We start from the raw sequence: 23,172 nt of genomic DNA, 5'->3' as shown, positions 1-23,172 counted from the left end.
CCTGTCTTCAGAGTGCCGCCTGCCCGGCGACGTCGCTCACCGGGGCCGGGCACTCCTCTTCTCCCTGGACAGCAGCCACAGCAGATAGAGACCGCCGAGCGCCCCGGTAACCAGCCCCACCGGGATCTGGAAGGGGGACAGGACACGCTGGGCCAGCAGATCCGCGGCGGCGAGGATCAGCGCGCCCGTGAGCATGGCCGAACCGATCGGGGCGCCCGGGGCCCGGGTGATTCTCCGGGCCAGTTGCGGCGCCGCCAGCGCGAGGAAGCCGATCGGACCCGCGACGGCGATGGCCGCGCCCGCCAGCGCGACACCCAGCAGCAGACCGAGTGCCCGGACCCGCGCGATGTTCACCCCGAGGGCGCCGGCCGCGTCGTCCCCCATCTCCATGAGCCGCAGCGGCCGGCCCACGGCCAGCGTCGCCACGGCGAGTACGGGCAGCGCGAGCGCCAGCGGGGTGACCTGCGGCCAGGAGACGGCGTTGAGGCTGCCGAACGTCCACGCCTTGGCGCTTTCCGCGGACTCCAGATCCGCGCGGGTGATGAGGAAGTCGTTGACCGACGCGAGCATCGCACCGACGGCGATACCGGCGAGCACCAGCCGGTTGCCCGAGACACCGCGCGACGCGGTGAACGCGTACACGGCCACCGCGGTCACCAGCCCGCCGAGCACCGAGCCCGCGCCGACGCCGAGTCCGGCCGTACCGCCGCCGGCCAGGATCACCACGAGCGCGCCGCTGGTGGAGCCGGTGGTGAACCCGATGACGTCCGGACTGCCGAGTGGATTGCGCGACAGGCTCTGGAAGAGCGCCCCGGACAGCCCGAGGGCCGCGCCGACGAGCAGCGCGGCACAGACGCGCGGCAGCCGCTGGCCGACGATGATGAACCGGTCCGTCCCCGATCCGCCGCCGGCGAGCACGTCGAGGATCCGGCCCGTGTCGATCCGGTACGTACCGGTGAACACGCTCAGCGTCCACACAGCGGCGCATCCCAGCAGCAGAACGGCCGCCACGGCGGCGGCCCGGCCCGAGTAGCGCAGGGTGAGTTCTCCGGGAAGCCGCAGTACGCGGGTCGGGGCGGCGGTCCGGTGCGGGGTCTTCACGCCGCGGTCTCCTTGCGCCTGACGACGAGCCAGAGCAGCGCGGGGGCCCCGATGAACGCCGTGACGATACCGGCCTCGATCTCGCCCGGCGGGGCGAGCACCCGTCCGGCGATATCACTGACGAGCAGCAGGACGGCGCCGCCGGGCAGCGCGAAGGCCAGCAGCGGGCGCAGGTCGGGGCCGAGGACCAGCCGCAGCACGTGCGGAACGACCAGCCCGACAAAGGCGATCGGCCCCGCGGCGGCGGTCGACGCGCCGCAGAGCAGCATGATCGAGAGGAAGCCGGCCGCGCGCACCCAGGGGACCCTGAGCCCGAGCGCCGCCCCGGTCTCGTCACCCAGCGCGAGCGCGTTCAGGGACGGGCCGAGCGCCAGCGCGACCAGCGTGCCGACCAGGATGAAGGGGACCGCGGCGGTGAGCGCTTCCGTACCCCGGTTCTCCAGCGCCCCCACCACCCAGAAGCGGTAGGAGTCGAAGGCCGTGGTGTTGAACATGGTGATGATGCCCGTACAGGCCCCGAGACTCGCCGACAGCGCCGCCCCCGCCAGGACGAGCCGGGTGTGGTGGTGACCCCGGGCGGCGCCCGAAGTGAGCGTGTGGACGACCAGCGCGGCCAGGACCGCCCCGGCGAAGGCGAACCAGATGTAGCCGGAGACGCCGGTGACATGGAACGCGGCGATCGCGACCACGACCGCGAAGGAGGCGCCCGCGTTGACACCGACGATGCCCGGCTCGGCGAGCGGATTACGGGTGATGGCCTGCATGACGACCCCGGCCAGGGCCAGCGCGGCACCGACGACGACCGCGAGGACGGTACGGGGCATCCTCAACTGCCGGACGATGATGGCCTCCGGGCTTCCGTCGTCCTGCAGCAGCACTCGCGCCACGGTCCCCAGGGGGATGCCCCGCGCGCCGACGCCCAGGCTGGTCAGTACGAGCAGGACGACGAGGGCGAGACAGACGACCAGCGCGGCGAGGTGTTGTCCACGCCGGAGCCCGCCGCTCCGTGGCCGGGCGCCCGGCGGACCGTCGGTTCGCCGCCCGTCGCCGACCGCGCCCGGTGGCTCCGCTGCTACGGGAACCGCCTCCGCTGCTGCGGGAACCGCCTCCACGAACCCCGCCTTCCCGGAACCCGCACCTCCGGATATGTGATCCATCGCATGACTGTCATCCCTACTCATCCGCACTTAGGGAAGCCTAAGCTAACGCCTCGTGTACCGCTTCCGTGATCTCCCTCTCACCCGTCTCGTCAGCGGCGTCGCCATCGCCGGCGCCCTGCTGCTCAGCGGCTGTTCCACCGACTCGACCGACTCGACCGGCTCGTCGGGCGACGGCGGAACGTCCGCACCGTCGGCCACCTCGGCCGCGTCGGCCCACACGGCGCCCCGCTCCGTGCCCAAGGGCATGGGAAGCGGCAAACCGGACGGCCAATTCCCGCGTACCGTCGGCCACTTCGAAGGCCGGACGACTCTCGACGCCGCACCGAAGAAGGTCGTGGTCATCTCCACCGGTCAGGCCGACGCGCTGCTCACGCTCGGTACGGTGCCGGCGGGCTCGACCCGGGGGGACGGGGCGGATCTCGTCCCCCAGTATCTGAAGGACGACTTCCCGAAGGACGCCGCCCAGCTGGCGAAGGTCGTGGATGTGGGCTCGCGGGTCGACCCGAATCTGGAGACCATCGCCAACATCAAGCCCGATCTGATCCTGATGAACATCGCGGGCAAGAACGCCAAGACCCTCTACACCGCGCTGACCGAGCTGGCGCCCACCATCGCCACCCAGGGCACGGGGCTGTACTGGAAGCAGGACTTCCTGCTCGTCGCCGACGGACTCGGCAAGACCGAACAGGCGCGGACGTACCTCGACACCTTCCACGCCGACGCCGAAAAGCTCGGCAAGCGTCTCGACAAGCCGGTGACCGTGTCCTTCCTGCGGCTGAACGGCGACCGGCTGCGGGTCTTCGGCGTGCCCTCGTTCACCGGGAGCATCGCCGAGGACGCCGGGCTCGGCCGTCCCGAGAGCCAGCGGTTCGACAAGACCTCACAGAACATCAGCAACGAGCAGCTGGACCGCGCCGACGCCGACTGGCTGTTCTACGGGGTCCAGGGCGCCGAGTCCAAGGCGTCGGAGCTGACGAAGGCGCCGCTCTGGCCGACGCTGTCCGCCGTCGCGGGCAGGACGGCGATCCCCGTCGATGACGATGTCTTCTATCTCAACACCGGGCCCGCGGCGGCCCGCGATGTCCTCGCGGTGCTCGACAAGCACCTGGCCCCGGCCGCCTGAGAGCCGCTGTCCCGTCCGAATCCCGTCCGAACCCTGCCCGAATCCTGTCCGAAGCCTGTCCGAAGCCCTGCCCACCGGCCTTCACCGGTGGGCAGGGCTATCCGTATTCGCCGGCCCCGCGCGTGGCGGGCCGTCAGCCCACGAAGATCTCGGTCACGGACCAGATCGCGAGCCCCAGCATGCACAGACCGCCGATGCGCTGGACGGTCTTGAGGGGGACGCGGGTGGCGATGAACCGGCCGGCGAGCAGGGCCAGCGCGGATACGGACATGAGCGCCGCGGCCGAACCGATGGCGGTGGACCATGTGCCGTTGCTGGCCGCGAGGTTGGCGGTGGTGATCTGGGTGAGATCGCCCCACTCGCTGATGAAGACGGCCATGAAGGCGGTGGAGTAGACGGGCCAGAAACCGGTGACCGTCTTCGTCTCGGTCTCCTCGTCCCCGTCGCCGCCTCCGCCGCGCAGCAGCATGAACGCGCCGAACGCGAAGAGCAGAGCGGAGATGAGCTTGACGATCCAGCCGGGCAGGAGCCCGATCAGACCGCCCGCGCTGACAGCGATGGCGACATGCACGAGGAACGCCGTCGACGTGCCGAACCATACGTAGAGCGGGCGCATGCGCGTACCCATGGCCAGCGAGGCGAACATGGTCTTGTCGGGTAGCTCCGCAAGGAAGATCAGCCCGAAGGCGGTGACGATCGCCAGGGGGTCGAGATGCATTCCGGGTGGCTTTCTCTGAGGGCCGGGCCCGGATCTTCGCGAAGCCCCGTACGGAGCCAGGAGGACACTCGGCCCGGCACGACGGTGGTGCCCGCGAGGCGCGGACACCGTCAATGCCTGACCGAAGGTCTCGCCCGCCCACTGATCCGTGGGCCCGGCCACCGGGAACCCGGGGGTTCCAGTGTGTCGACGACCGGTTCGCGGGGCTACTCCCCTTCGCAGCGGCCAACAGTACCTCACTCGTACGGAAGAGCCCAGGCCGGTCCATGCCAGGCCCGCGGGCGGCGACCGGTGCCGACCGTAGGTGTGCCACCTCCGGGGCCGTGTACTCCGAACGGCCCTGTCCGGTGGCCCGCTTTCGGACCCTGTCGTGTAGTGGGTGCTGTGCCTGCGATCGGGCGGGCGCTGTGCTGCCCCCAGGGCGGCCCTGAGCTTGAGGAGACGTGCATGAGGATCAACACCAGGACGGCCGCCGCGCTAGCCGCGGCGGCACTCTGCGCCGGGGTGCTGGCCGGATGCTCCGACAGCGGGAGCGGATCGGCGTCCAAGGAGGAGCCCGCGGACTTCGTGGCGGCCTCACCCACCACCTCTCCGACCTCGTCCCCGACGACCTCCCCGTCGGTGAACCCGTCCGAGGAAGTCGGCAAGGTATCCGTCAAGACCGGGCCCTTCGGAAAGATCCTGGTCAACGGCAAGGGCCATACGCTCTACCTCTTCGAGGCGGACAAGGCGAAGAAGTCCACGTGCACCGGGGACTGCATCGTCGACTGGCCTCCCGCGCTCGTCAAGGGCACGCCGCAGGCGGGCACCGGTGTCAAGGCGGACCTGCTGACCACCACCACCCGCAGTGACGGGACCAAGCAGGCCATGTACAACGGCCACCCGCTGTACACGTTCAGGGAAGACACCAAGCCCGGCGAGACCAAGGGCCAGGACCTGACGCAGTTCGGCGCCAAGTGGTTCGTCGTCAGCCCCGAGGGCAAGGCCATCACCACCCCGCCGCAGAGCGCGAGCCCGACGTCGACCACCAGCCCGAGCGCGAGCGCCAGCCCGAGCGCGAGCTGACGCTCCGATCACCGGCTCCGTTCAGCGATCCGGTCCACCGGTCCGAACGCTCCCGAACGCTCGGAGAGGCCATGCCACTCACGCACGCTACGCGCCGGGCAGACCGTGCCACCGGGCACCCTCGGCCCCGGAAGGCCGGACACCCTCACCGGCACGACGGCGTGAGTGCGTATGGCCTGCCCCCGCCGGCCACGCGGACGTGGTGGGCGGGGGCGTGTGGATGCGGCCGGTCGGCGGGGTCAGCGGCCGGAGCCGCGCCTGCCGCCCATGCCCGTGCCGGACTGATCGGTGTCGTACTCGATCTGCTCCTTGCGGACCTCGGCCGAGACCTCCTTCTGCTCGGTCACCTTCTCCGTCTCCATGCGCACGCGCTCGACCGGGACGGACTCCTTGCGGATGATCGGCTCTTCGGCGTGCAGGGTCACTTCGGTCTGGGCCTCCCCGATGACGGAGCCACGGATTCCGGTCCGCTCCTCGGGCGCGATCGCCTCATGGATGACCCGCACCTCCTCATGGCTGAGCGGTACGGAGGTGGTCACGTTCTCGGTCACCACGACCTTGCGCAGCCGGGCGTGGCCCACTTCGTGTTCCTCGGTGCTGACGTACAGCTGCTCCTCGGAGCGGATCAGCTCCTCGCCGTGCCGTTCCTTGCCCTCTTCGGGCATCGAGCCGCGCACCCCGGCCATGGGCCGCCCCGCGCCCGCGGTGGAGGCCGCGCCGGCCCGCCCGCCGGTGGCTGTCCCGGCTCCCGTACGTCCCGTGCCGGAGGCCGCGCCCGTGGCCGTGCCGGAGGTCGTGCCCGTACCCGCGGCGGTGCCCGAGGCCATGCCCAGACCCGCGCCCGTGGCGGTCAGACCGTAGTGCTTGTAGAGCTGCTTCTCCTGACTGGGGTCCAGATGCTCGTCCGCGTCCAGCCGCGGAGCCTCTTTGACGGTCTCCTTCGCGTACGGGACGTGGATGTCCTCACCCGCACGGCGGGCGCCGGACAGCGGGACGAGGCTTTCCTTCATGCCGAACAGACCGGTCTTCACGGTGACCCACTCCGGGCGGCCCGAGCGGTCGCCCACATAGACCTGGCCGACGTTGCCGATCTTGTCGCCGTCCTTGTCGTATATGGCCAAACCGTTGAGCCTGCTGGGGCTGTCGAACACGCCATCGGCTGACATCAGCGATCACTCCTCGCGTGGGGGAAGCGCGTCTGCGGGATCAGGCCCCTCACGGTCAGGCGCGCACGACTCCATCGCGCATCTGTCCGGGACCCGGGGCAACCGGGGCAGCGTGCCGGCACCGCCGCGACCTGGCCCCGGGTGCCTCCCGGGCCAGCGCTCACGGTGGTCGTCGCCATGACGGGGTCATCCGAAGCTGTCCGCCATTCGGGTGAATCCAATCGGGGGCCGACCGGCCCCGGACGTGCCGCCGGATGATCGGTGATCCTGGAAAGTGCGCGGCGGATCCCGACCGCGGGAGCGGACGGATTCCGAGGGACCGGACGTACGGAGAGCGCGAGCATGACTGTCGAACGCATCGGCCTCGTGGTTCACCGGGGCCGCCACGAGGCTGTCGAGGCGGCGACCGCCGTCCACGCCTGGTGCCGCGCGCAGGGGATCCCCTGCACGGAAATCGATGTGTGGAAGGGCCACGAACCACGCCACGGAGGTCAGGAGGAGGCCTCCGCGGCGGGCCATCCCGACCTCGTTCTGACCCTCGGCGGCGACGGCACCTTCCTGCGCGGAGCCCGGATCGCCGCCAAGAGCGACGCCGCGGTGCTCGGGGTCGATCTCGGCCGGGTCGGCTTCCTGACCGAGGTCCCGGCGGAGAAGGTCACCAAGGCGCTGGACACGGTGCACGAGGGGCGCGCCGAGATCGAGGAGCGGATGACGCTCACCATGCGGGCGTCCCGCGTTCCGCAGATGCCGTCCGTCATGGAGGCGCTGCTGCGCTCCGGCCGCGTACCGACGCTGCCACCGCCCCATGTACGGCCGGACACCGAGGCGGGCGACGGCTGGGGGGTGGCGCTGGACATCGTCGCGGTCAACGATGTCGTCCTGGAGAAGCTCGTCCGGGACCGGCAGGTCGCCCTGGGGGTCTATATCGCCGGCCGCCTTCTCGCCGCGTACTCCGCGGACGCGGTCATCGTCGCCTCCCCGACGGGCTCGACCGCGTACAGCTTCGCGGCCGGGGGACCGGTGCTCTCCCCGCACATGGACGCGGTGGTCTTCACGCCCGTGGCCGCGCACATGACCTTCGACCGCACGGTCGTGGCGGCGCCCGACGAACCGGTGGCCCTGCGCGTACTGCCCCACTCCGGCGAGGTGGCGCTCAGCATCGACGGGCAGATGCGCGGGGTGCTCGGGCCCGGCGACTGGGTCGGGGTGTACGGCGCCAAGTACCGGCTGCGGCTGGTGCGGATGGGGCCCACCGACTTCTACACCCGGCTGCGCTCCCGCTTCCGGCTCACCGACGCACCCGCGACGGCCGCCGACGGCGAGTCGGCCCCGCTGTTCCGCCCCAACACCCCGGTCCCGGACGACCTGGCCCATCTGCGCCTGCCACCGCCGCCGCGGACCGACATCGACGGTGAGCGCTGAGTGGCGAGCGTCGAGGGGCGAGCGGAAGGAAGCCGGGTGACGACGGCGTGACGGGACAGGACACGGACGGCCACGGCCGGCACGAGACCGTGGAGGAGCGGGCGGACCGCCTGTGGGGCGAGCTGCTCCAGGAACTGCGGGTGGCGCAGACCGGCGTGCAGATCCTGTTCGGATTCCTGCTCACGGTCGTCTTCCAGGCGCGGTTCACCGAACTGTCGGACGCCGACAGGGTCATCTACACCGTCACGGTCATGCTCGGCGCGGGGGCGGTCGGCGCGCTGATCGGGCCGGTGTCGTTCCACCGTCTGCTGACGGGGCTGCGGTTGAAGCCGCGTCTGGTCGTCTGGGCCTCCCGGCTGACCGTCGTGGGGCTGGTGCTGCTCTTCTGCACGATGGCCTCGGCCCTGCTGCTCATCCTGCGGCTGGCGGTGGGCCACACTCTCGCGTTGTGGCTGGTCGGCGTCATGGTGGCGTGGTTCGTCCTGTGCTGGGGCGTGTTCCCCGAGCTCGCCCGGCACGCGGTGCGCGCGAAGAGCGGAGCGGACGGGCCGGGCGGGCCGGACGACGGGCGGGGCGGCGGTCGTACGGACGCGTGACCGCCACCGGCGGTGCTTTTGCCGACAAGCAACGGGTTCTGGACAAAAAAAGTTGTCGGTGAGAGGGTGGAGCCATGTTGGACGTGACCGTGATCGAGAACCCGGCGGCGGCGGCCGTCTCGCTGGACCCCATGAGAGCCCGGCTGCTCGCCGAGCTGGCGGTCGGGCCCGCGTCGGCGACGATGCTCGCCGGACGGGTCGGGCTGCCCCGCCAGAAGGTGAACTACCACCTCAAGGCCCTGGAGCGGCACGGCCTGGTGGAGCTGGCGGGCGAGCGCAGAAAGGGCAATGTCACCGAACGGCTGATGCGGGCCACCGCCGCTTCGTATGTCATCTCGCCGCTCGCGCTGGCCGCCGTACAGCCCGACCCGGCCCGCTTCCGTGACCAGCTCTCCGCGCGTTGGCTGCTCGCGGTGGCCGCGCGGCTCGTACGCGACGTGGGCGCGCTGATCACCGGCGCGACGAAGGCCCGCAAGCGGCTCGCCACCTACGCGCTCGACGGGGAGGTGCGGTTCGCCTCCGCGGCGGACCGGGCCGCCTTCGTCGAGGAACTGACCCGCGGCGTCAGCGCCTTGATCGCGAAATACCACGACGAACACGCCGACAACGGCCGCGATCACCGGATCGTCGTGGCGCTCCATCCCACTGTCAAGCCCGAGACGGTCAAGCCCGATGACACCGACGCGCGGCTGCCCGAGCCGGCGTCCCCCACCCCATCACCCTCACACGCACAGGAATAGGTCGTCATGTCCAAGGAATTCGAGTTCGAGATCGTCCGCGAGTTCGAGGTGGACGCGAGTCCCGAGCAGGTCTGGGACGCGATCACCACCGGTACGGCGGGCTGGCTGTGGCCCATGGAGTACGAGCCCCGCGAGGGCGGCGCGGCGCCGTTCGGCGGCACCGTCACGGCCTGGGACCCGCCGAAGCGGCTGACCGGCCGGGTCGAGAACGTCGAAGGGATGTCGCAGCAGACCCTGAACCAGCTCGACCATGTCATCGAGCCGCGCGAGGGCGGCGGTTCGTGGGTGCGGTACGTCCACAGCGGCATCCTCGTCGAGGACTGGGAGAACCAGTACGACGGTGCCTCCAAGCACACCGACTTCTATCTGCACACACTGCGCCAGTACCTGCTGCACTTCACCGGACGCACGGCCGTGTTCGCCACCGTGGACGGCCCCGCCGCCTCGCAGGCCGCGGGCGCGCTCGACGTCGCGAGCCGCGGGCTCGGGCTGCCGGACGAGGTGGCGGAGGGCGCGACCGTACGGATCGAGGCGCCCGGCGCCGGGCCCGTCGAGGCCGTTGTCGACTACCGCAATCCGTACTTCGTCGGGCTGCGCACCGACACCGCGATGTACCGGCTGTTCGGCAGGAACCACTTCGGCGCGCCGGTGGGGATCAGCGTGCACGACTTCGCGCCCGGCGCCGACTCCAGGGCGATCGAGGGCGCGTGGCGCACCTGGCTCGACGGGCTGTACGCGTAGGCCCGGTCCCGGCTCACCCGTACGGCCCCGCTCAACCCGTTCCGGGCCGGGAGAAGACGGCATGATCAAGACGTTGCTCCAGGCATCCGGGGCGCCGGGGCGTGTCCCCGGGGCCCGGCCCGAACGGGAACGGGACACACATGGCGACGCGCGCGGCACTGTTCGACATCGACGGAACGCTCGTCGACACCAATCACCTCCATGTGACCGCCTGGTGGGAGGCGTTCCGCCAGGCCGGGCACACGGTCCCGATGTCGGCGATCCACCGGGCGATCGGCCTCGGATCCGGCGAGCTGATCGCGCATCTGCTCGGCGACGAGCGCGACCGCGGCCAGGACGCGCGGATCAGCGCCGCGCACACCTCGCTCTACGGGCCCTGGCTGGACCGGCTGCCCGCCTTCGAGGGGGCGGCCGATCTTCTGCGGGCGCTGGCCGACCGCGGCTGGCGGATCGTGCTCGCCACCTCGGCGGGCGAGGCCGAGAGCAGCGCGCTGCGCGCGGCGATCGACGCCGACGATGTCATCCTGGCGACGGCGGTCGCGGACGGCGTACCGGCGGGCGGGCCGGCCCCCGACCCGGTCGGCCGGGCCCTGGAACTGGCGGGGGTGCCCGCGGAGCTGGCGGTGTTCGTCGGCGACTCGGTGTGGGACATGGAGGCGGCGACACGTGCGGGTGTCCGCCCCGTCGCCCTGCTGTCGGGCGGCATTCCGCGCGCCGCCCTGGAGTCCACCGGAGCGGTGGAGGTGTACGAGGATCCGACCGATCTGCTGGCTCGCCTTGACACCAGTCTGTTCGCCGAGATGGACGGCCGCTGAACCGGGCGGGCCCGAACTGGACGGCCGCCGTGCTGGACGGCCGCTGAACTGGACGGGCGCGAACTGGACGGCCGCTGTGCTGGACGGCCGCTGAACCTCGCTCGGCCGCGGGCCCCGTACACCCCGTACGGGCCGGGCTCGCAGGTCAGTCCGACGCCGGTGCCCGCCGGGTCCGCGTCCACTCCCGCAGCCCCTCGGCCGGCCAGGTGTTGATGACCCGGCCGGCGGGCACGTCACACTCCTCCGCCCGCGCGCAGCCCAGGATTTGCCAGTCGAGCTGCCCCGGCGCGTGCGCGTCCGTGTCGATGGCGAAGAAGACCCCGGCGGCCACCGCCCGGCGCAGCAGCCGGTGGGGCGGGTCGAGCCGCTCGGGCCTGCTGTTGATCTCCACCGCGGTGCCCGACGCGGCGCACGCCTCGAACACCGCGTCCGCGTCGAACACCGACTCCGGCCGGCTGCCGCCCGACCCGCCGCGGTCCCGCCGGCTCCGTCCGATGACCAGCCGTCCCGTGCAGTGACCCAGCACATCGGTGAGCGGATTGCGTACGGCGGCGATCATGCGCCGTGTCATCGGGGCGGCGTCCATGCGCAGCTTCGAGTGGACGGACGCCACCACCAGGTCGAGCCGGTCGAGCAGTTCCGGCTCCTGGTCGAGCGAGCCGTCCGGCAGGATGTCGCACTCGATCCCGGTCAGCAGCCGGAACGGCGCCCACCGCTCGTTGAGTTCGGCGATCACATCGAGCTGCTCGCGCAGCCGCCCTGCCGTCAGGCCCCGGGCCACGGTCAGGGTGGGGGAGTGGTCCGTGAGCACGGCCCATTCATGGCCGAGCGCGGCGGCCGTCCGTCCCATCTCCTCGATGGGGCTGCCGCCGTCCGACCAGTCCGAGTGCAGATGGCAGTCGCCGCGCAGCGCCGCGCGCAGTGTGTGTCCACCCTCCGCGAGCGGGCCTGCGGCCTCCCGCTCCAGCCGCGCCAGATACTCCGGAACGGAGCCCTTCACCACGGCTTCGACGACCTGCGACGTCTTGGGACCGATGCCGCGCACCCGGCCGAGGGTGCCCGCCTCGGCGCGCCGCGCCACCTCGTCGGCGGGCATGTCCGCCACCACGGCGGCGGCGGTACGGAACGCCCGTACCCGGTACGTCTCGGCCCGCGAGCGCTCCAGCAGAAAGGCGATCCTGTCGAGAGCCTCCACCGGATCCATGGCGCCCCCAGTGTGTCGGTGGCCTGTCGGCGGGCGTGCGGTCGGACAGGGCCCAGGTCCCTGTCCGCGGCCGGGGTTTCGCTCCGCCGACGGGTGGTCCGGTTCATTGTCCGCGCCGGGGTCACACCGCGCATGGCGAGGCCCCGCGAACGGGGGATGCCGCGGGGCCTCACACGGTGCGAGGAGTACGTCGGGATGGCGCCCCACCGGGGCCGCCCGCCCGTTCCGTACCTCCTCGGCTTTTTCACACCACCTCTGCCGCGGGGAGTCCGGCCGACGCGCCCCTGGGGGGCGAGCAGTCGTCCGGTCCATGCCTCATGGCCGGGTCACCACTGTCCGGGCCGCCGAGTGTTGGCGGTGGAAGTCCGGACGGCGTCCGACGTGGCGGCGGGGCGGTGTGGGGAGCGGTCGGTCAGTTCGCGGTACGACGCTTGCGCGCGGCCCACATGATGCCCGCACCGGCGACCAGTACGACGGCGGCCGCACCGGCGATCAGCGGGGTGGCGCTGGAGGAACCCGTCTCGGCGAGGTTGTCCCCGGCCGGGCTCGGCTGCGACGAGGGAACCGCGGGCGCCGCGCTGCTGGCCTCGTCCGACGGCGTGACCGTCGCCGAAGGCGTCGGCTTGGGCGCCTCGGTGCTCGGCGTCTCCTCCGAAGGCGTCGGAGTCGGCGTCGGGGCCTCCGAGGACGGCGGCGGGGTGGACTCCTCGCAGACCGGAGCGGTCTTCGTCTCGTCCCTGGAGAACTGGTCGCCGTCGGCGGCCACCACGATGAGACGAACGCTCAGCTCGCTCTTGTGCTCGGGAAGATCGAGCTTCTTGTGGAATTCGTTCTTGAAATTCTGAGTGGGCAGCAGGTCCTTGCCGTCCACGGTGACCGTCACCGTGTTCTTGTCGCTGTTGCCGTAGGCGGTCAGGTCGAGGCTGACCTCGGAGCAGGTCACCGACCACGTCGGCGTGTGCGCGACGGCGGGAACGGCCGACAGGCCCACCCCGAGCGCACTTGCCGTAGCGACGGTTATGAGGGCGCTTCTGCGCCGCCATGATCCGCTGAATAGAGTCACGAAATCCTCCGCGTTAACCGCGCCGCCCACGATGACGGCGCGCGCGCACAGTACCGCCATTCGCACCGGCCCCATCAACCGCCCCGCCCAACTCAGCCTCTCCGCACACCCCGTGGACCTGCTGAGACGCCGGAAAACGGTCCGCGCGGCGCGCGCGGGCGGCGGGAGCGAAGTCCCCGATCACATCCGGCCGCGCGTCCGGTTCCCGTCGTCCTCGCTGATGACGCCCATGATTGCGGGATCCGCAGGGGGCGGCCGACGGCTTCCCCGCCCGAATACACCTCGCCTCCCTGTGTTCTGGGCAAAAACTCCGTCAATAATTCGGCGGGAGTTTCCCGTTGCTCCGCGAACGAGCGATTCACGCCACGGCGATGGCCGGGAGAAGCGGTGTATCGGCCGGCCTTTATCCGCGCAGCCGCGACAGCGCTTCCCGTACCCATTGCCACACGGCGGCCAGCCGCGGGTATCGCTCACGCGTTTCGCGAGAAGCGCGGTCCAGCTCCTCCATCAGCCGCTTGGAGCGGTTCTCCATGTCCAGCTCGTCCAGGATCCGGTCGATCTCCGCGAGCAGCGCGCCATGGAGCTGCCACTGACGCGGGTGCCGCTGGACGCCCTCCAACAACAGCCCCGCCAGCCGCTCCCGGCTCACGTGCGCCGCCTCCAGATCCTCGGCGAGCCGTGCCTCCGCGGTCTCGGCGCTCTGGCTGGCCTCCGTGGTGACCAGTACGGCGAAGCTCACGACGGCGTCGGCGACACGGGCCAGCAGCTCCTTCAGCGCGATCCCGACCTCCTGCGGGAACAGCGGCTCCTCCGTACGTTCCTTGGCGAGATCGGTGAGCGTCCTGGCCAGGACGCGCAACACCACCGTGCAGATCTCCAGGGTGTCGAGACCGGTACGCAGCACCACGCGGTGCAGCAGCCCCTCCTTGACCCGGGGGTTGAGCCGGACGCTGTCCTCGGCCTGCCGGAGATCCGCGTCCACCTCGCTGATGTCGTGGTCGAGCCGGCGCGCCTCGTGCAGCCGGTCGGCGGCGCGCTCGACCGGGGTGGGTTCCGTCAGTCCTTCTCCGATGCGCAGCAGCAACTGGCGCATACGGCGCGACAGATCCTCGATGGACTGGCCTGCGGTACGGACCCACACCGGCGGCACGAACAGGAAGTTGAAGAGCAGCCCCACCACCGCGCCGATCAGCGTCTCCAGCACCCGGTCCCAGGCGGTGGACGCCACCCGTGTCACACCGAGGACGAGCATCGCGCTGATCGCGACCTCCGGCACGAACTCGTCCACCCGGACCAGCCGCCCGACGATCAGCGAGGCCACGATGATGAGCCCCAGGCTCCACCAGGTCAGCCCGACCAGCACACTGAAACCGCTGGCGACCAGCACCCCCGCGACCACGGCGTTCACCCGGCGGATCCCGGTGGTCAGGGTCGAGTAGAGCGTGACCTGTACGACGAGCAGCGCCGTCAGGGGAGCGGTCAGCGGCGCGGGCTCGCTGCTCAGCCACAGGGCGACGACATACGCGATCGTCGCGGCGGCGGCCGAGCGCATCGTCTGTACCAGGACCGGCTGCGAGCGCCGCCCCTTCACCAGCTCGGCCACCGGCTCCTTCACGGCCTTACGGACACGGCGCACGACCTCACACTTCCCGCGCCCGGCCCGCCCGGACCCCGCCCGCGGGTCCGATAGGGCCGTGTGGATGAGCGGGTACGCGAACGACAGCGGTCCGGGCGCGTACGGGGAAGGGACGGGGCAGGCGAAGGTTCACACACGCAATGCTCGTTGGGTACGAAAGGAAGTGCACGGCCATGGCCGAGTTCCTCACCGACATCGAGACCATCCGCGCGCGGGCGCGCCAGGAGATCGACAAGGGCCCGGTGACGGACGCGTACGGTGCCGATGTCGGCCGTGTCGTCCAGGTGCTGAACGAGGCGCTGGCCACGGAGATCGTCTGCACACTGCGGTACAAGCGGCACTACTACACCGCGACGGGGCTGTACTCCGAGCCGGTCGCCGCCGAGTTCCTGGAGCACGCCCAGGAGGAGCAAGTGCACGCGGACCGGCTGGCGCAGCGCATCGTCCAGCTCGGCGGGGAGCCCGATTTCAACCCGGACACACTGACGAAGCGGTCCCACTCCGAGTACGACGCGAGTGCGGACCTGATCGAGATGATCAAGGAAGATCTGGTGGCCGAGCGCGTGGCCATCGCGGCGTACACGGAGATCGCACACTGGCTGGGGGAGGGCGATCCGACCACCCGCCGGGTCTTCGAGGACCTGCTCGCGCAGGAGGAGGAGCACGCCGACGATCTGCGCGGACTGCTGGAGCGCCTGCCGAGCGCCGCGGGCAGCAGGCGCTGACGCCCTGACCCGCCGTCGGCCAGGGGAGCCACCCGGGCCGTTTCGCGAACTGGCCCCGTCCAGGCCCGGATGCATGTCCCGCCGCCGCTCTCGCGTACCCTGAATCCGCTCCGTACGGGCATGCTCACCGACCGGTGAGTGGTGCGCGGCCGGACGCTCTCACCACCCCGGCCCGCGCCCGGTGGAACCGGCCGGCACGGTACGCCGGAGCAACAGCCGGGACCGGTGGCGCCAGGCTCCGGTCACCCGCGGTGATGCGGGACGGGGAATGATGAGGTAGACACCTTTCCAGCGGGTCGATCGGCATTCGGGCCGCGCGGCCGCTCCACTCTCCGAACGGTTGTGCATGCCTTCTTCACCGTCCCGTCAGGATCCGTCGCGGGAACCGAGCACGGGGGCCGCGCCGAACGCGCGTCCGCAGCATCACGACATCTTCCTCGAACCGCGCTACACCGTGGAACTGCCACCGCTGCCCGACGGCGAGGGCGAGGAAGAGCCCTTCATGGACAGCGTGTTCGACCGTCCGCCGGCCCGCCGCCGTACGCCCACCGCGCGCCGCGGATAGCCGGGGACGCGGCACGGCGGCCCGCCCGTACGGGCCGGGTGACACCGGATCATCACCCGGCCCGGCGGTCCTCCGCCCAGACAATCCCGTAGTACCTCAGCTGTTCGTCCTCCGCGACGAGCCGCATGCCCACCGCCGTCATCACGCGCTGGGACGCGGTGTTCTCGTGATCGGCGTCGCCCTGGACACGGGTGATACCGCTGGCCCGCGCGAACCGCAGCAGTTCGCGCAGGGCCTCGGAGGCGTATCCCCTGCCGTGTGCCGACGGGATCAGTCCGTAGCCGATCGTGACGGTGAGGTTCTCGTCCGGGGCGCCGTGGAAGCCGAGACCGCCTATGGCGTACCCGTCCTCGCGACGGCGGATCTCGTACGGGCCGAAGGGCTGGGGATCCCCGGTGATCGCACAGGTCGTCAGATAGCGTCTGGCCCCCACCATGTCGCCGTCGGCGGGATAGCCGGGCGCCCAGCGGTCCCCGTCCGCCGGCTCGGCCGCGGCCACCCGCTCGGCCTCCAGCACGCTCAACGGATGAAGCACGAGCCGCTCAGTCACAAGATCGTCCATGACAGGGAGACGTATCACGCGCCGTGGCGGCACCACAGGCGTTTCATCCGATGTGCATGACCCGTCCGCCGGCCCGTCCGCCGACGCGTTCGCGGTCGCGTCCGGCCCGGACGGCCGGTCCCTGGCGTCAAGATCGCGTCAAGGTCCGCACGGCCGACGGCAGGGCCGCGTCAAGACACCCGGCGGTCCGAATCCCCGGCGGTGGCCGGGGGCATTGATGAGGTGAGGGCCGCTGAGCGGCCTGGATCCGGCGGCCGGACGGTTCGGTCCGGCGTACGAGGTACTGCGAGGTGGACCATGAGATTCCCGCTTCGCGACCGCATCGCACTCGGCGCGGCGCTGATCGCGCCTCTCGCGGTCGCCCTGGTGCTGCTGCCGCTCCGTTCGGGCCTGGCGAGCGCCGACCTGGCGCTGATCCTCGTCGTGGTCGTCGTGGCGGTCGCCGCCATGGGCAACCGTCTCGCGGGCGCGCTGGCCGCGCTGTCGGCGGCCGTCTGGTTCGACTTCTTCCTGGCCCGGCCGTTCGAGCGGTTCAGTATCACCAGCGCGAACGACATCGTGACCGCGGTGCTGCTGCTGGCGGTGGGGCTCGCCGTGTCGCAACTGGCCGCCCACGCCCGGCGGCTGCGTGTGATGACGGTGGTGGACGCCGGGCTGCTCGCCCGGATCCATGACACCGCTCAGCTCGCGCAGTCCACCGGCTCTCCTGACGCCGTGGTCGACCAGGTGAGCCGGCATCTCGTCGAGATCCTGCGGCTGCGCGGCTGCCGGTTCGAGTACGGCAGCCTGCTCGGCCATCCGGCCCGGCTGGAGCAGGACGGCACGGTGACGGTGGACCGCAAGCCGTGGGACATCGAGCAGTTCGGCTGGCCGGAGGGTGCGATCGAGCTCCGGGCCTCGGGCGGCGGGCATTACGTGGGGCGGTTCATGCTCCGGCCCAACCCCGGTCTCGTACCGTCCAAGCAGGTGCGGCTGGTCGCCGTGACGCTCGCCGATGACGCCGGGGCCGCGCTCGACACCGTGGGCCCGGCCCTGGACACCGGCTGAGGCGCGGCAGCTCCGCGCGAGCGGCGGAACCGGCCCTCCTGGCGTGGGAGGCCGCCGCCCCGCTGATGCGGGCCGCGCGCTGACGAGACGCCGCCCCTGGGGCCGCGGCCCCGCCTGGGGTGATTCCGGAGCGCTACCGGCGGCCCGCCGGCCTGGTGCGCTCCTCCGGCAGCCGGCCCGCCGCGACGGCCGCGGCGAGCGCCGCGTGGTCGGCCGCGTTCCGGTCGGCGTACCGCAGCGCGAAGTCGGCCATGGCGCGGTCGAAGGCGTCGGAGCCGCCGAGGTAGTGCGCGATGGCGATCCGGTCACCGGACCGGGCGTGCGCGCGGGCCAGGGCCGCGCCGCACAGCCGCGCGTAGTCGTGCAGCAGCGGCGGCGACATGTCCTCGACGACGAGGGAGCTCTTCATGTCCCGCAGCTGACGCCAGTAGAAGTGCCGGCCCTCCGGCCCGGTCACCCACCCGAGGAAGATGTCGCTCGCCGCCTGGAGCAGCCGCTGCCCCGCCACCACCCGGTGGCCCTGGTGCGGGTAGGCGCTTTGCTGGAGATGGGGTTCGAGTACGGACCGTTCGGCCTCCCTGATCTGGAGGAACAGCGGATCCCCGGCGTGCCGGCCCTCCAGCAGCACGATGTAGCAGCGCGTTCCGACACTGCTGACGCCCACGACCTTGCGGGCCGCGTCGATGAAGCGGAACCGGTCGAGGAGTGTGCGCCGCTCCTCGGGGAGTGTGCTCCGGTAGCCGATGAAGATCCGGCGGAGCACGGCCATGTCGAGCCGGCTCACCGGTTCCAGCAGGGGCGGGTCGGGGGTGATCCTGCGCTGTCCGTCCGGCGCGTCGGTGAGCATGTCCAGCGTCCGCAGCCCGATGCGCTCCCTGGCGCGCGCCAGCTGTGATTCGACGCGCTTGCGATGTTCCGAGCGTATGAGGGGAAGGACTTCCTCGGCGTTGAGACGCTCGTACCAGACGTCCAGCTCACCCCGGGCGGACAGCCGCCGCATCGAGGTCCGGTAGGCGGCGGACGCGGCGTGTACGGCCTGCCGTGTGTGGACCTCTGCGTGGCCGTTCTCGCCCGCGGCGACCGCGATGCTCGCGGCGAGCCGCTTCACGTCCCACTCGAAGGGGCCGGGCAAGGTCTCGTCGAAGTCATTGAGGTCGAAGAGCAGCGCGCGCTCGGGCGAGGCGAACACACCGAAGTTCAGCAGATGGGCGTCCCCGCAGAGTTGGACGGTCAGTCCCGTGCGGGGCTGGGTGGCCAGATCGGCGGCCATCACGGCGGCGGCGCCGCGCAGAAAGGCGAACGGAGAGGCGGCCATCCGCTCGTAGCGCAAGGGCAGCAACTCGGGGACGCGGTTGGCGGTCTGGCGCGCCAGTACGGTGAGCGGATCGAGCCGGTCGGCCGCGGGTATCCACAGACCGTGCGAGGACCGGGACGCCTGTTTGCGTGCGGCCCGGCCGCGCTCCGCGCGGTCGGCGGGAGTGGTCATCACAGTGCCTCTCCCTCCGCTGGTCGGTGACGCGGTATCGCCGGTGAGCACGAGCATCGCGTTCCGGTGCCCGGCGAGCCCGGCGTGACGGCCATTCGGGTGGTTTTCATACGGGAATGCACCGCGACGGCGGACAGCGGAGCATTCTCGGATTACGGCGTGTCGGCCCGCGGCGCGTGCCATGCTCGATAAGCGCCCTTACCCCACGCGACATCGCAACACCGCACGTTCACAGGGCGATTCGGGGAGGTCGGATGGATCCGGTCCGGAAATCCACAGACACATCGCCCGCCGGTTCGGGCCGGTCGCCCGCGCGTACGGGACCATCATCCGCCGGTGCGCGCCCGTCTCCCTCGCGTCCGGGCCCGCCGTCCGCCGCTTCGGGCCAGTCAACGGGTTCGGGCCCGTCCGCCGGTTCGGGCCCGACCGCCGGGGATACGGCCCCGGCGCAGGACCGCACGGGCCAGACGCGCAGGGCACGGCGCCGCGAGCGGCTGCTCACGACCGCCACCGAACTGTTCCTCACCCGCGGTTATCCGGCCACGTCCATCGAGCGGATCTGTGTCACCGCTCGGGTCTCCATCCGCGCGTTCTACGAGGAGTTCGAGGGGCGTGAGGCGCTGCTGATCGCGCTGCACAACGATGTAGCCCGTTCGGGCATGGAGGCCGCGCTGACGGTCCTCAGCGATCCCGCGACGGAGTCCGCGGACACCCGCGACAGGATCTCCGCCCTGGCCCGCGCCTATGTGGACGCCGTCACCGCCGACCCGGCGGCCACCCGGATCGCCTTTATCGAGGTCATCGGCGCGGGCCGCGCGGTGGAGGACCACCGGCTGCTCTGGCGCGGCCTGTGGACCGACTTCCTGATCGGGGAGGCGGCGCGTGCCGTGGAGCGCGGCGAGGCCGTACGGCGCGACTACGCGCTCGCGATGGTCGCCCTCATCGGGGCGGTCAACGAACTGGTCGGGCACTGGGCCCGTAACACCAGCGCGTTCTCGCCGCTGATGCTGGCCGACGAGCTCGTCCACCACGCGCTCGCCGTTCTCGGCCTCTCCGCCGGCCCCGGAGGCTCGGGCGTTTCCGTGGAGGTGGACGGCGTGGCCCCCGTGGACGGCGTGGCCCCCGTGGACGGCGTGGCCCCCGCGGACGGCGCGCGCGGCGGCCTCGTGGACGAAGGGAAATGACGCGATGACCGGACTCTGGCACCAGGTTCTGCGCACCATGTCCCAGCCGGGCGCGTCCCCCGACGACGATCTGCTGGCCCAGGCGGCGGCGGACATCGCGCTGCGCGAGCATCCCCAGCCGCCCCCCGACGCGCAGGTGGTGCTGGAGATCGCCCGCAATGAGTTCGCCGCCGTCCTCACGGTCGGGCAGGCGCGGGCGGCCCTGGACCGCGCGCGCCGGATGTCGAAAGGCGGACCGGCCCGGTGAGTGACCAGTGCGGCCGGAGGTGAGCGCGGTGGTCACGGAGCGCACCGGAACCGCGCTGAACAGGCACGGCGCGCGCCTCGGCGCGTACGCCGTGCCTCCGGACGGATAGCCTGTGACCACGATGAACCGTTTGACGACACCCTGGGGCGAGTTCGGCCTCACCCGATTCCCCGAGCATCCCCGCGACACGCTGCGCGCGTGGGACTCCGCCGACGAGTATCTGCTGCGGCACCTCGCGGGAGCCGAGGCGGTGCGGGGGGACGCCCGCCGGCCGGGTGACGCGCCGACGGACAGGGAGGCGGCGGGCGACGCGCGGGCAGGCGCCGAACCGACGGACCTGTCGGGCACGGTGGTCGTCGTCGGGGACCGCTGGGGCGCGCTGACCACGGTGCTCGCCGCGCGCCGGCTCGAACAGCTCGGCACGGACCCGCTCGTCCAGATCACCGACTCGTATCTCACCCAGCAGGCGACCCGCGCCAATCTGCGCCGGGCCGGCGTCGGCGGCGATTCCGTACGGCTGCTCTCGGCCAGGGACACCCCGCCGGAACGCGTCGACGTGCTGCTGATCCGCGTCCCCAAGAGCCTCGCGCTGCTGGAGGACCAGCTGCACCGTCTCGCCCCTGCGGTACATCCCGGGACCGTGGTCATCGGTACGGGGCGGGTCACCGAGATCCATACCTCCACGCTCAAACTGTTCGAGCAGATCCTCGGCCCGACCAGGACCTCGCTCGCGGTCAGAAAGGCGCGGCTGATCTTCGGTACGGCCGCGCCGGGGCGCACACGTACCGCCGGCCCCTGGCCGCACAGCTACACGCTGCCGGAAGGACTCGGGACCGTATCGGGGCGCACGGTCGTCAACCACGCGGGGATCTTCTGCGCCGAGCGGCTCGATATCGGTACGCGCTTCCTGCTGCGCAATCTGCCCCGGCGCCACGGCCCCGAGCATGTGGTCGACCTCGGCTGCGGCAATGGCGTGGTCGGCACGGCCATGGCGCTGGAGAACCCGGCGGCCAGGGTGACCTTCATCGACGAGTCCTTCTCGGCGGTGGCCTCGGCCGAGGCCACCTTCCGCAAGAACGTCGACGCCGGGACCGCGGCGGAGTTCGTCCTCGGCGACAGCATGACGGACGTACCGGCGGGGACGGTCGATCTCGTACTGAACAACCCGCCGTTCCACACCCATCAGGCGACGACCGACGCGACGGCCTGGCGGATGTTCACCGGCTCGCGCGCCGCGCTGCGGCCCGGGGGCGAACTGTGGGTCATCGGCAATCGCCACCTCGGCTACCACATCAAGCTGCGACGTCTCTTCGGCAACTGCGAGACCGTGACCAGCGATCCGAAGTTCGTCATCCTGCGGGCCGTCAAGCGCTGAACCGGCCGCCGGAGGCCGACAGGTGGCGGGCTCTTGGGGCTTCCTCCAGGCGGTCTCGCAACTGCGGTGGATGATCGCCTCAAGAATTGTATGTGCGAGCGAATACGGCCTATCTTGTCGCACATGCAGTCCTACACGATCGGTCAGGCGGCCCGGCTTCTCGGAGTGAGCCCCGACACCGCGCGCCGCTGGGCCGACGCCGGCCGGGTCGCGACCCATCGCGACGCGGGCGGGCGCCGCCTCATCGACGGCCGCGCGCTCGCGGCGTTCTCCATCGAGCTCGCGCAGAACGACACGGGCGAGGAAGAAGTCCCGTACACCTCGGCCCGTAACGCGTTTCCCGGCATCGTCACCGCCGTGAAGCTCGGTGATGTCGCCGCTCAGGTGGAGATCCAGGCCGGTCCGCACCGGCTGGTCTCCCTGCTGACCCGGGAAGCCGTCGAGGAACTGGGGCTTGAGGTCGGCATGCAGGCCACCGCCCGTGTGAAGTCCACCAGTGTGCATATCGACCGCACGTGACCCGCGCGGCCCCCGGAGCGTCGCGGTGCGCCGCGCCGCCGTGTCCCGCGCCGTCCTAGCCAAGGAGTCCAGCCTCATGTCTCTCGCTCTCACCCGGCGCCGCGCGGTGACCGCGCTCATGACCGCCGCCCTGCTCGTGCCGCTGGCCGCCTGCGGCGGCGGAAGCGACAGCGAGAAGAACGCCGACGCGGGCTCCGGCGCCGAGGAGTCGGCGAGCGGTGCTCCCGCGGCGGATCTGACCGTGCTGGCCGCCGCTTCGCTGACCGATGTGTTCAAGACGGCGGGCGCCGCCTACGAGAAGGCGAACCCGGGTACGAAGGTGACGTTCTCCTTCGCCGGTTCGCAGGAGCTGGCCGCGCAGGTCAAGCAGGGCGCTCCGGCCGACGCGCTGGTCACCGCCGACACCAAGACCATGGACGGCCTCCGGGGCGACACCGGCTCCCCGGAGATCATCGCCAAGAACCGGCTGGTGATCGCCACCGGCGAGGGCAACCCGGACCGGATCGAGGGCCTGAAGGACCTCGCCGACACCAAGCTGAAGGTCGTGCTGGCCGCGCCCGAGGTGCCGGTCGGCCGCTACAGCAAGCAGGTGCTGGACGCCCAGAAGATCGTGGTCAAGCCGGTCTCGCAGGAGCCGAACGTGCGCGCCGTACTGAGCAAGGTCGAGCTCGGCGAGGCCGACGCGGGCATCGTCTACAAGACGGACGCCGCGACCGCGACCGACAAGGTCGACGCCATCGAGATCCCCGACGCGCAGAACGCGATCGCCGACTACCCGGCCGCCACCCTCAAGACCTCCGAGCACGCCGACGCCGCCGCCGCGTTCGTCAGCTGGCTCAGCGGGCCCGAGGCGCAGAAGATCCTCCAGGACGCCGGGTTCCAGAAGCCGTGACACCGACCCGGTGACCGGTA

At 71.6% G+C, this 23,172-nt stretch carries 24 protein-coding genes; 15 read left to right on the top strand and 9 right to left on the bottom strand.

Annotated features, from left to right (window positions below; all coding sequences use genetic code 11):
• Positions 1–36 precede the first annotated feature (36 nt).
• Positions 37–1,101: a FecCD family ABC transporter permease gene (locus ACFRKB_RS18765; RefSeq protein ID WP_383107024.1), complete on the bottom strand. Its 1,065-nt coding sequence runs from the start codon at positions 1,099–1,101 to the stop codon at positions 37–39.
• The gene (locus tag ACFRKB_RS18760) at positions 1,098–2,258 is read right to left on the bottom strand and encodes a FecCD family ABC transporter permease (RefSeq protein WP_383107023.1); all 1,161 of its coding nucleotides are present in this window, start codon (positions 2,256–2,258) and stop codon (positions 1,098–1,100) included. The genes ACFRKB_RS18765 and ACFRKB_RS18760 overlap by 4 nt, the downstream gene beginning before the upstream one ends.
• Before the next feature lie 55 nt (positions 2,259–2,313).
• On the opposite strand from ACFRKB_RS18760, the gene ACFRKB_RS18755 reads away from it, so the two are divergent.
• Positions 2,314–3,384 (top strand): ABC transporter substrate-binding protein, encoded by a 1,071-nt coding sequence (locus ACFRKB_RS18755; RefSeq protein WP_383107021.1) that lies wholly within the window; start codon positions 2,314–2,316, stop codon positions 3,382–3,384.
• 133 nt (positions 3,385–3,517) lie between these two features.
• Here the strand turns inward: ACFRKB_RS18755 and ACFRKB_RS18750 are convergent, their stop codons facing one another.
• Positions 3,518–4,102 (bottom strand): TMEM165/GDT1 family protein, encoded by a 585-nt coding sequence (locus tag ACFRKB_RS18750; RefSeq protein WP_383107019.1) that lies wholly within the window; start codon positions 4,100–4,102, stop codon positions 3,518–3,520.
• 447 nt (positions 4,103–4,549) lie between these two features.
• On the opposite strand from ACFRKB_RS18750, the gene ACFRKB_RS18745 reads away from it, so the two are divergent.
• Positions 4,550–5,167, top strand: a complete 618-nt coding sequence (locus tag ACFRKB_RS18745) for a COG4315 family predicted lipoprotein (RefSeq protein ID WP_383107018.1) — start codon at positions 4,550–4,552, stop codon at positions 5,165–5,167.
• A gap of 239 nt (positions 5,168–5,406) precedes the next feature.
• Here the strand turns inward: ACFRKB_RS18745 and ACFRKB_RS18740 are convergent, their stop codons facing one another.
• Positions 5,407–6,336 (bottom strand): DUF2382 domain-containing protein, encoded by a 930-nt coding sequence (locus ACFRKB_RS18740; RefSeq protein WP_383107333.1) that lies wholly within the window; start codon positions 6,334–6,336, stop codon positions 5,407–5,409.
• A gap of 339 nt (positions 6,337–6,675) precedes the next feature.
• Here ACFRKB_RS18740 and ACFRKB_RS18735 point away from each other — a divergent pair, with 339 nt between their 5' ends.
• The 5 genes from ACFRKB_RS18735 to ACFRKB_RS18715 all read left to right on the top strand — a co-directional run bounded on the left by ACFRKB_RS18735 (position 6,676) and on the right by ACFRKB_RS18715 (position 10,647).
• Positions 6,676–7,755: an NAD(+)/NADH kinase gene (locus ACFRKB_RS18735; RefSeq protein WP_383107016.1), complete on the top strand. Its 1,080-nt coding sequence runs from the start codon at positions 6,676–6,678 to the stop codon at positions 7,753–7,755.
• A gap of 47 nt (positions 7,756–7,802) precedes the next feature.
• Entirely contained in the window at positions 7,803–8,351 is a 549-nt protein-coding gene (locus tag ACFRKB_RS18730; protein ID WP_383107015.1) for a DUF6328 family protein, read from the top strand.
• A gap of 74 nt (positions 8,352–8,425) precedes the next feature.
• The gene (locus ACFRKB_RS18725; protein WP_383107013.1) at positions 8,426–9,091 is read left to right on the top strand and encodes an ArsR/SmtB family transcription factor; all 666 of its coding nucleotides are present in this window, start codon (positions 8,426–8,428) and stop codon (positions 9,089–9,091) included.
• 6 nt (positions 9,092–9,097) lie between these two features.
• On the top strand, positions 9,098–9,832 hold the full coding sequence (locus ACFRKB_RS18720) for an SRPBCC family protein (protein WP_383107011.1): 735 nt from the start codon (positions 9,098–9,100) through the stop codon (positions 9,830–9,832).
• 140 nt (positions 9,833–9,972) lie between these two features.
• Positions 9,973–10,647, top strand: coding sequence for an HAD family hydrolase (locus tag ACFRKB_RS18715; protein WP_383107009.1), 675 nt, complete (start codon positions 9,973–9,975; stop codon positions 10,645–10,647).
• 145 nt (positions 10,648–10,792) lie between these two features.
• On the opposite strand, the gene ACFRKB_RS18710 is transcribed toward ACFRKB_RS18715, so the two are convergent.
• From ACFRKB_RS18710 to ACFRKB_RS18700, 3 genes are all read right to left on the bottom strand, one after another.
• On the bottom strand, positions 10,793–11,851 hold the full coding sequence (locus tag ACFRKB_RS18710) for a PHP domain-containing protein (protein ID WP_383107008.1): 1,059 nt from the start codon (positions 11,849–11,851) through the stop codon (positions 10,793–10,795).
• 412 nt (positions 11,852–12,263) lie between these two features.
• Positions 12,264–12,914, bottom strand: coding sequence for an LAETG motif-containing sortase-dependent surface protein (locus ACFRKB_RS18705; protein WP_383107331.1), 651 nt, complete (start codon positions 12,912–12,914; stop codon positions 12,264–12,266).
• A 403-nt stretch (positions 12,915–13,317) separates the two neighbouring features.
• Positions 13,318–14,466 carry an aromatic acid exporter family protein gene (locus ACFRKB_RS18700; protein ID WP_383107330.1) on the bottom strand — a complete coding sequence of 383 codons (1,149 nt, stop codon included), beginning with the start codon at positions 14,464–14,466 and terminating at the stop codon, positions 13,318–13,320.
• Between the two features lie 257 nt (positions 14,467–14,723).
• On the opposite strand from ACFRKB_RS18700, the gene ACFRKB_RS18695 reads away from it, so the two are divergent.
• Positions 14,724–15,275: a ferritin-like domain-containing protein gene (locus tag ACFRKB_RS18695; RefSeq protein WP_383107007.1), complete on the top strand. Its 552-nt coding sequence runs from the start codon at positions 14,724–14,726 to the stop codon at positions 15,273–15,275.
• A 346-nt stretch (positions 15,276–15,621) separates the two neighbouring features.
• Positions 15,622–15,840, top strand: a complete 219-nt coding sequence (locus tag ACFRKB_RS18690; protein ID WP_383107005.1) for a hypothetical protein — start codon at positions 15,622–15,624, stop codon at positions 15,838–15,840.
• A gap of 52 nt (positions 15,841–15,892) precedes the next feature.
• Here the strand turns inward: ACFRKB_RS18690 and ACFRKB_RS18685 are convergent, their stop codons facing one another.
• Entirely contained in the window at positions 15,893–16,402 is a 510-nt protein-coding gene (locus ACFRKB_RS18685; RefSeq protein ID WP_383107004.1) for a GNAT family N-acetyltransferase, read from the bottom strand.
• A 297-nt stretch (positions 16,403–16,699) separates the two neighbouring features.
• Between ACFRKB_RS18685 and ACFRKB_RS18680 the strand changes: the two genes are divergently transcribed.
• Entirely contained in the window at positions 16,700–17,449 is a 750-nt protein-coding gene (locus ACFRKB_RS18680; RefSeq protein ID WP_383107003.1) for a DUF4118 domain-containing protein, read from the top strand.
• Positions 17,450–17,582: 133 nt separating this feature from the next.
• On the opposite strand, the gene ACFRKB_RS18675 is transcribed toward ACFRKB_RS18680, so the two are convergent.
• Positions 17,583–18,935: a DUF2252 domain-containing protein gene (locus ACFRKB_RS18675; RefSeq protein ID WP_383107001.1), complete on the bottom strand. Its 1,353-nt coding sequence runs from the start codon at positions 18,933–18,935 to the stop codon at positions 17,583–17,585.
• A gap of 254 nt (positions 18,936–19,189) precedes the next feature.
• Between ACFRKB_RS18675 and ACFRKB_RS18670 the strand changes: the two genes are divergently transcribed.
• From ACFRKB_RS18670 to modA, 5 genes are all read left to right on the top strand, one after another.
• On the top strand, positions 19,190–20,119 hold the full coding sequence (locus tag ACFRKB_RS18670) for a TetR/AcrR family transcriptional regulator (protein ID WP_383106999.1): 930 nt from the start codon (positions 19,190–19,192) through the stop codon (positions 20,117–20,119).
• Between the two features lie 4 nt (positions 20,120–20,123).
• Positions 20,124–20,366 carry a hypothetical protein gene (locus ACFRKB_RS18665; protein ID WP_383106998.1) on the top strand — a complete coding sequence of 81 codons (243 nt, stop codon included), beginning with the start codon at positions 20,124–20,126 and terminating at the stop codon, positions 20,364–20,366.
• Positions 20,367–20,487: 121 nt separating this feature from the next.
• Positions 20,488–21,741 (top strand): methyltransferase, encoded by a 1,254-nt coding sequence (locus tag ACFRKB_RS18660; RefSeq protein ID WP_383106996.1) that lies wholly within the window; start codon positions 20,488–20,490, stop codon positions 21,739–21,741.
• A gap of 123 nt (positions 21,742–21,864) precedes the next feature.
• On the top strand, positions 21,865–22,260 hold the full coding sequence (locus ACFRKB_RS18655) for a TOBE domain-containing protein (RefSeq protein WP_383106994.1): 396 nt from the start codon (positions 21,865–21,867) through the stop codon (positions 22,258–22,260).
• Positions 22,261–22,336: 76 nt separating this feature from the next.
• Positions 22,337–23,152, top strand: a complete 816-nt coding sequence (gene modA / locus ACFRKB_RS18650; protein ID WP_383106993.1) for a molybdate ABC transporter substrate-binding protein — start codon at positions 22,337–22,339, stop codon at positions 23,150–23,152.
• Positions 23,153–23,172 lie beyond the last annotated feature (20 nt).

Origin of the sequence: Streptomyces scopuliridis, from assembly GCF_042790125.1 — a bacterium.
Classification (GTDB): domain Bacteria; phylum Actinomycetota; class Actinomycetes; order Streptomycetales; family Streptomycetaceae; genus Streptomyces; species Streptomyces scopuliridis_A.
This window is presented reverse-complemented; position numbering and strand designations above follow the sequence as displayed.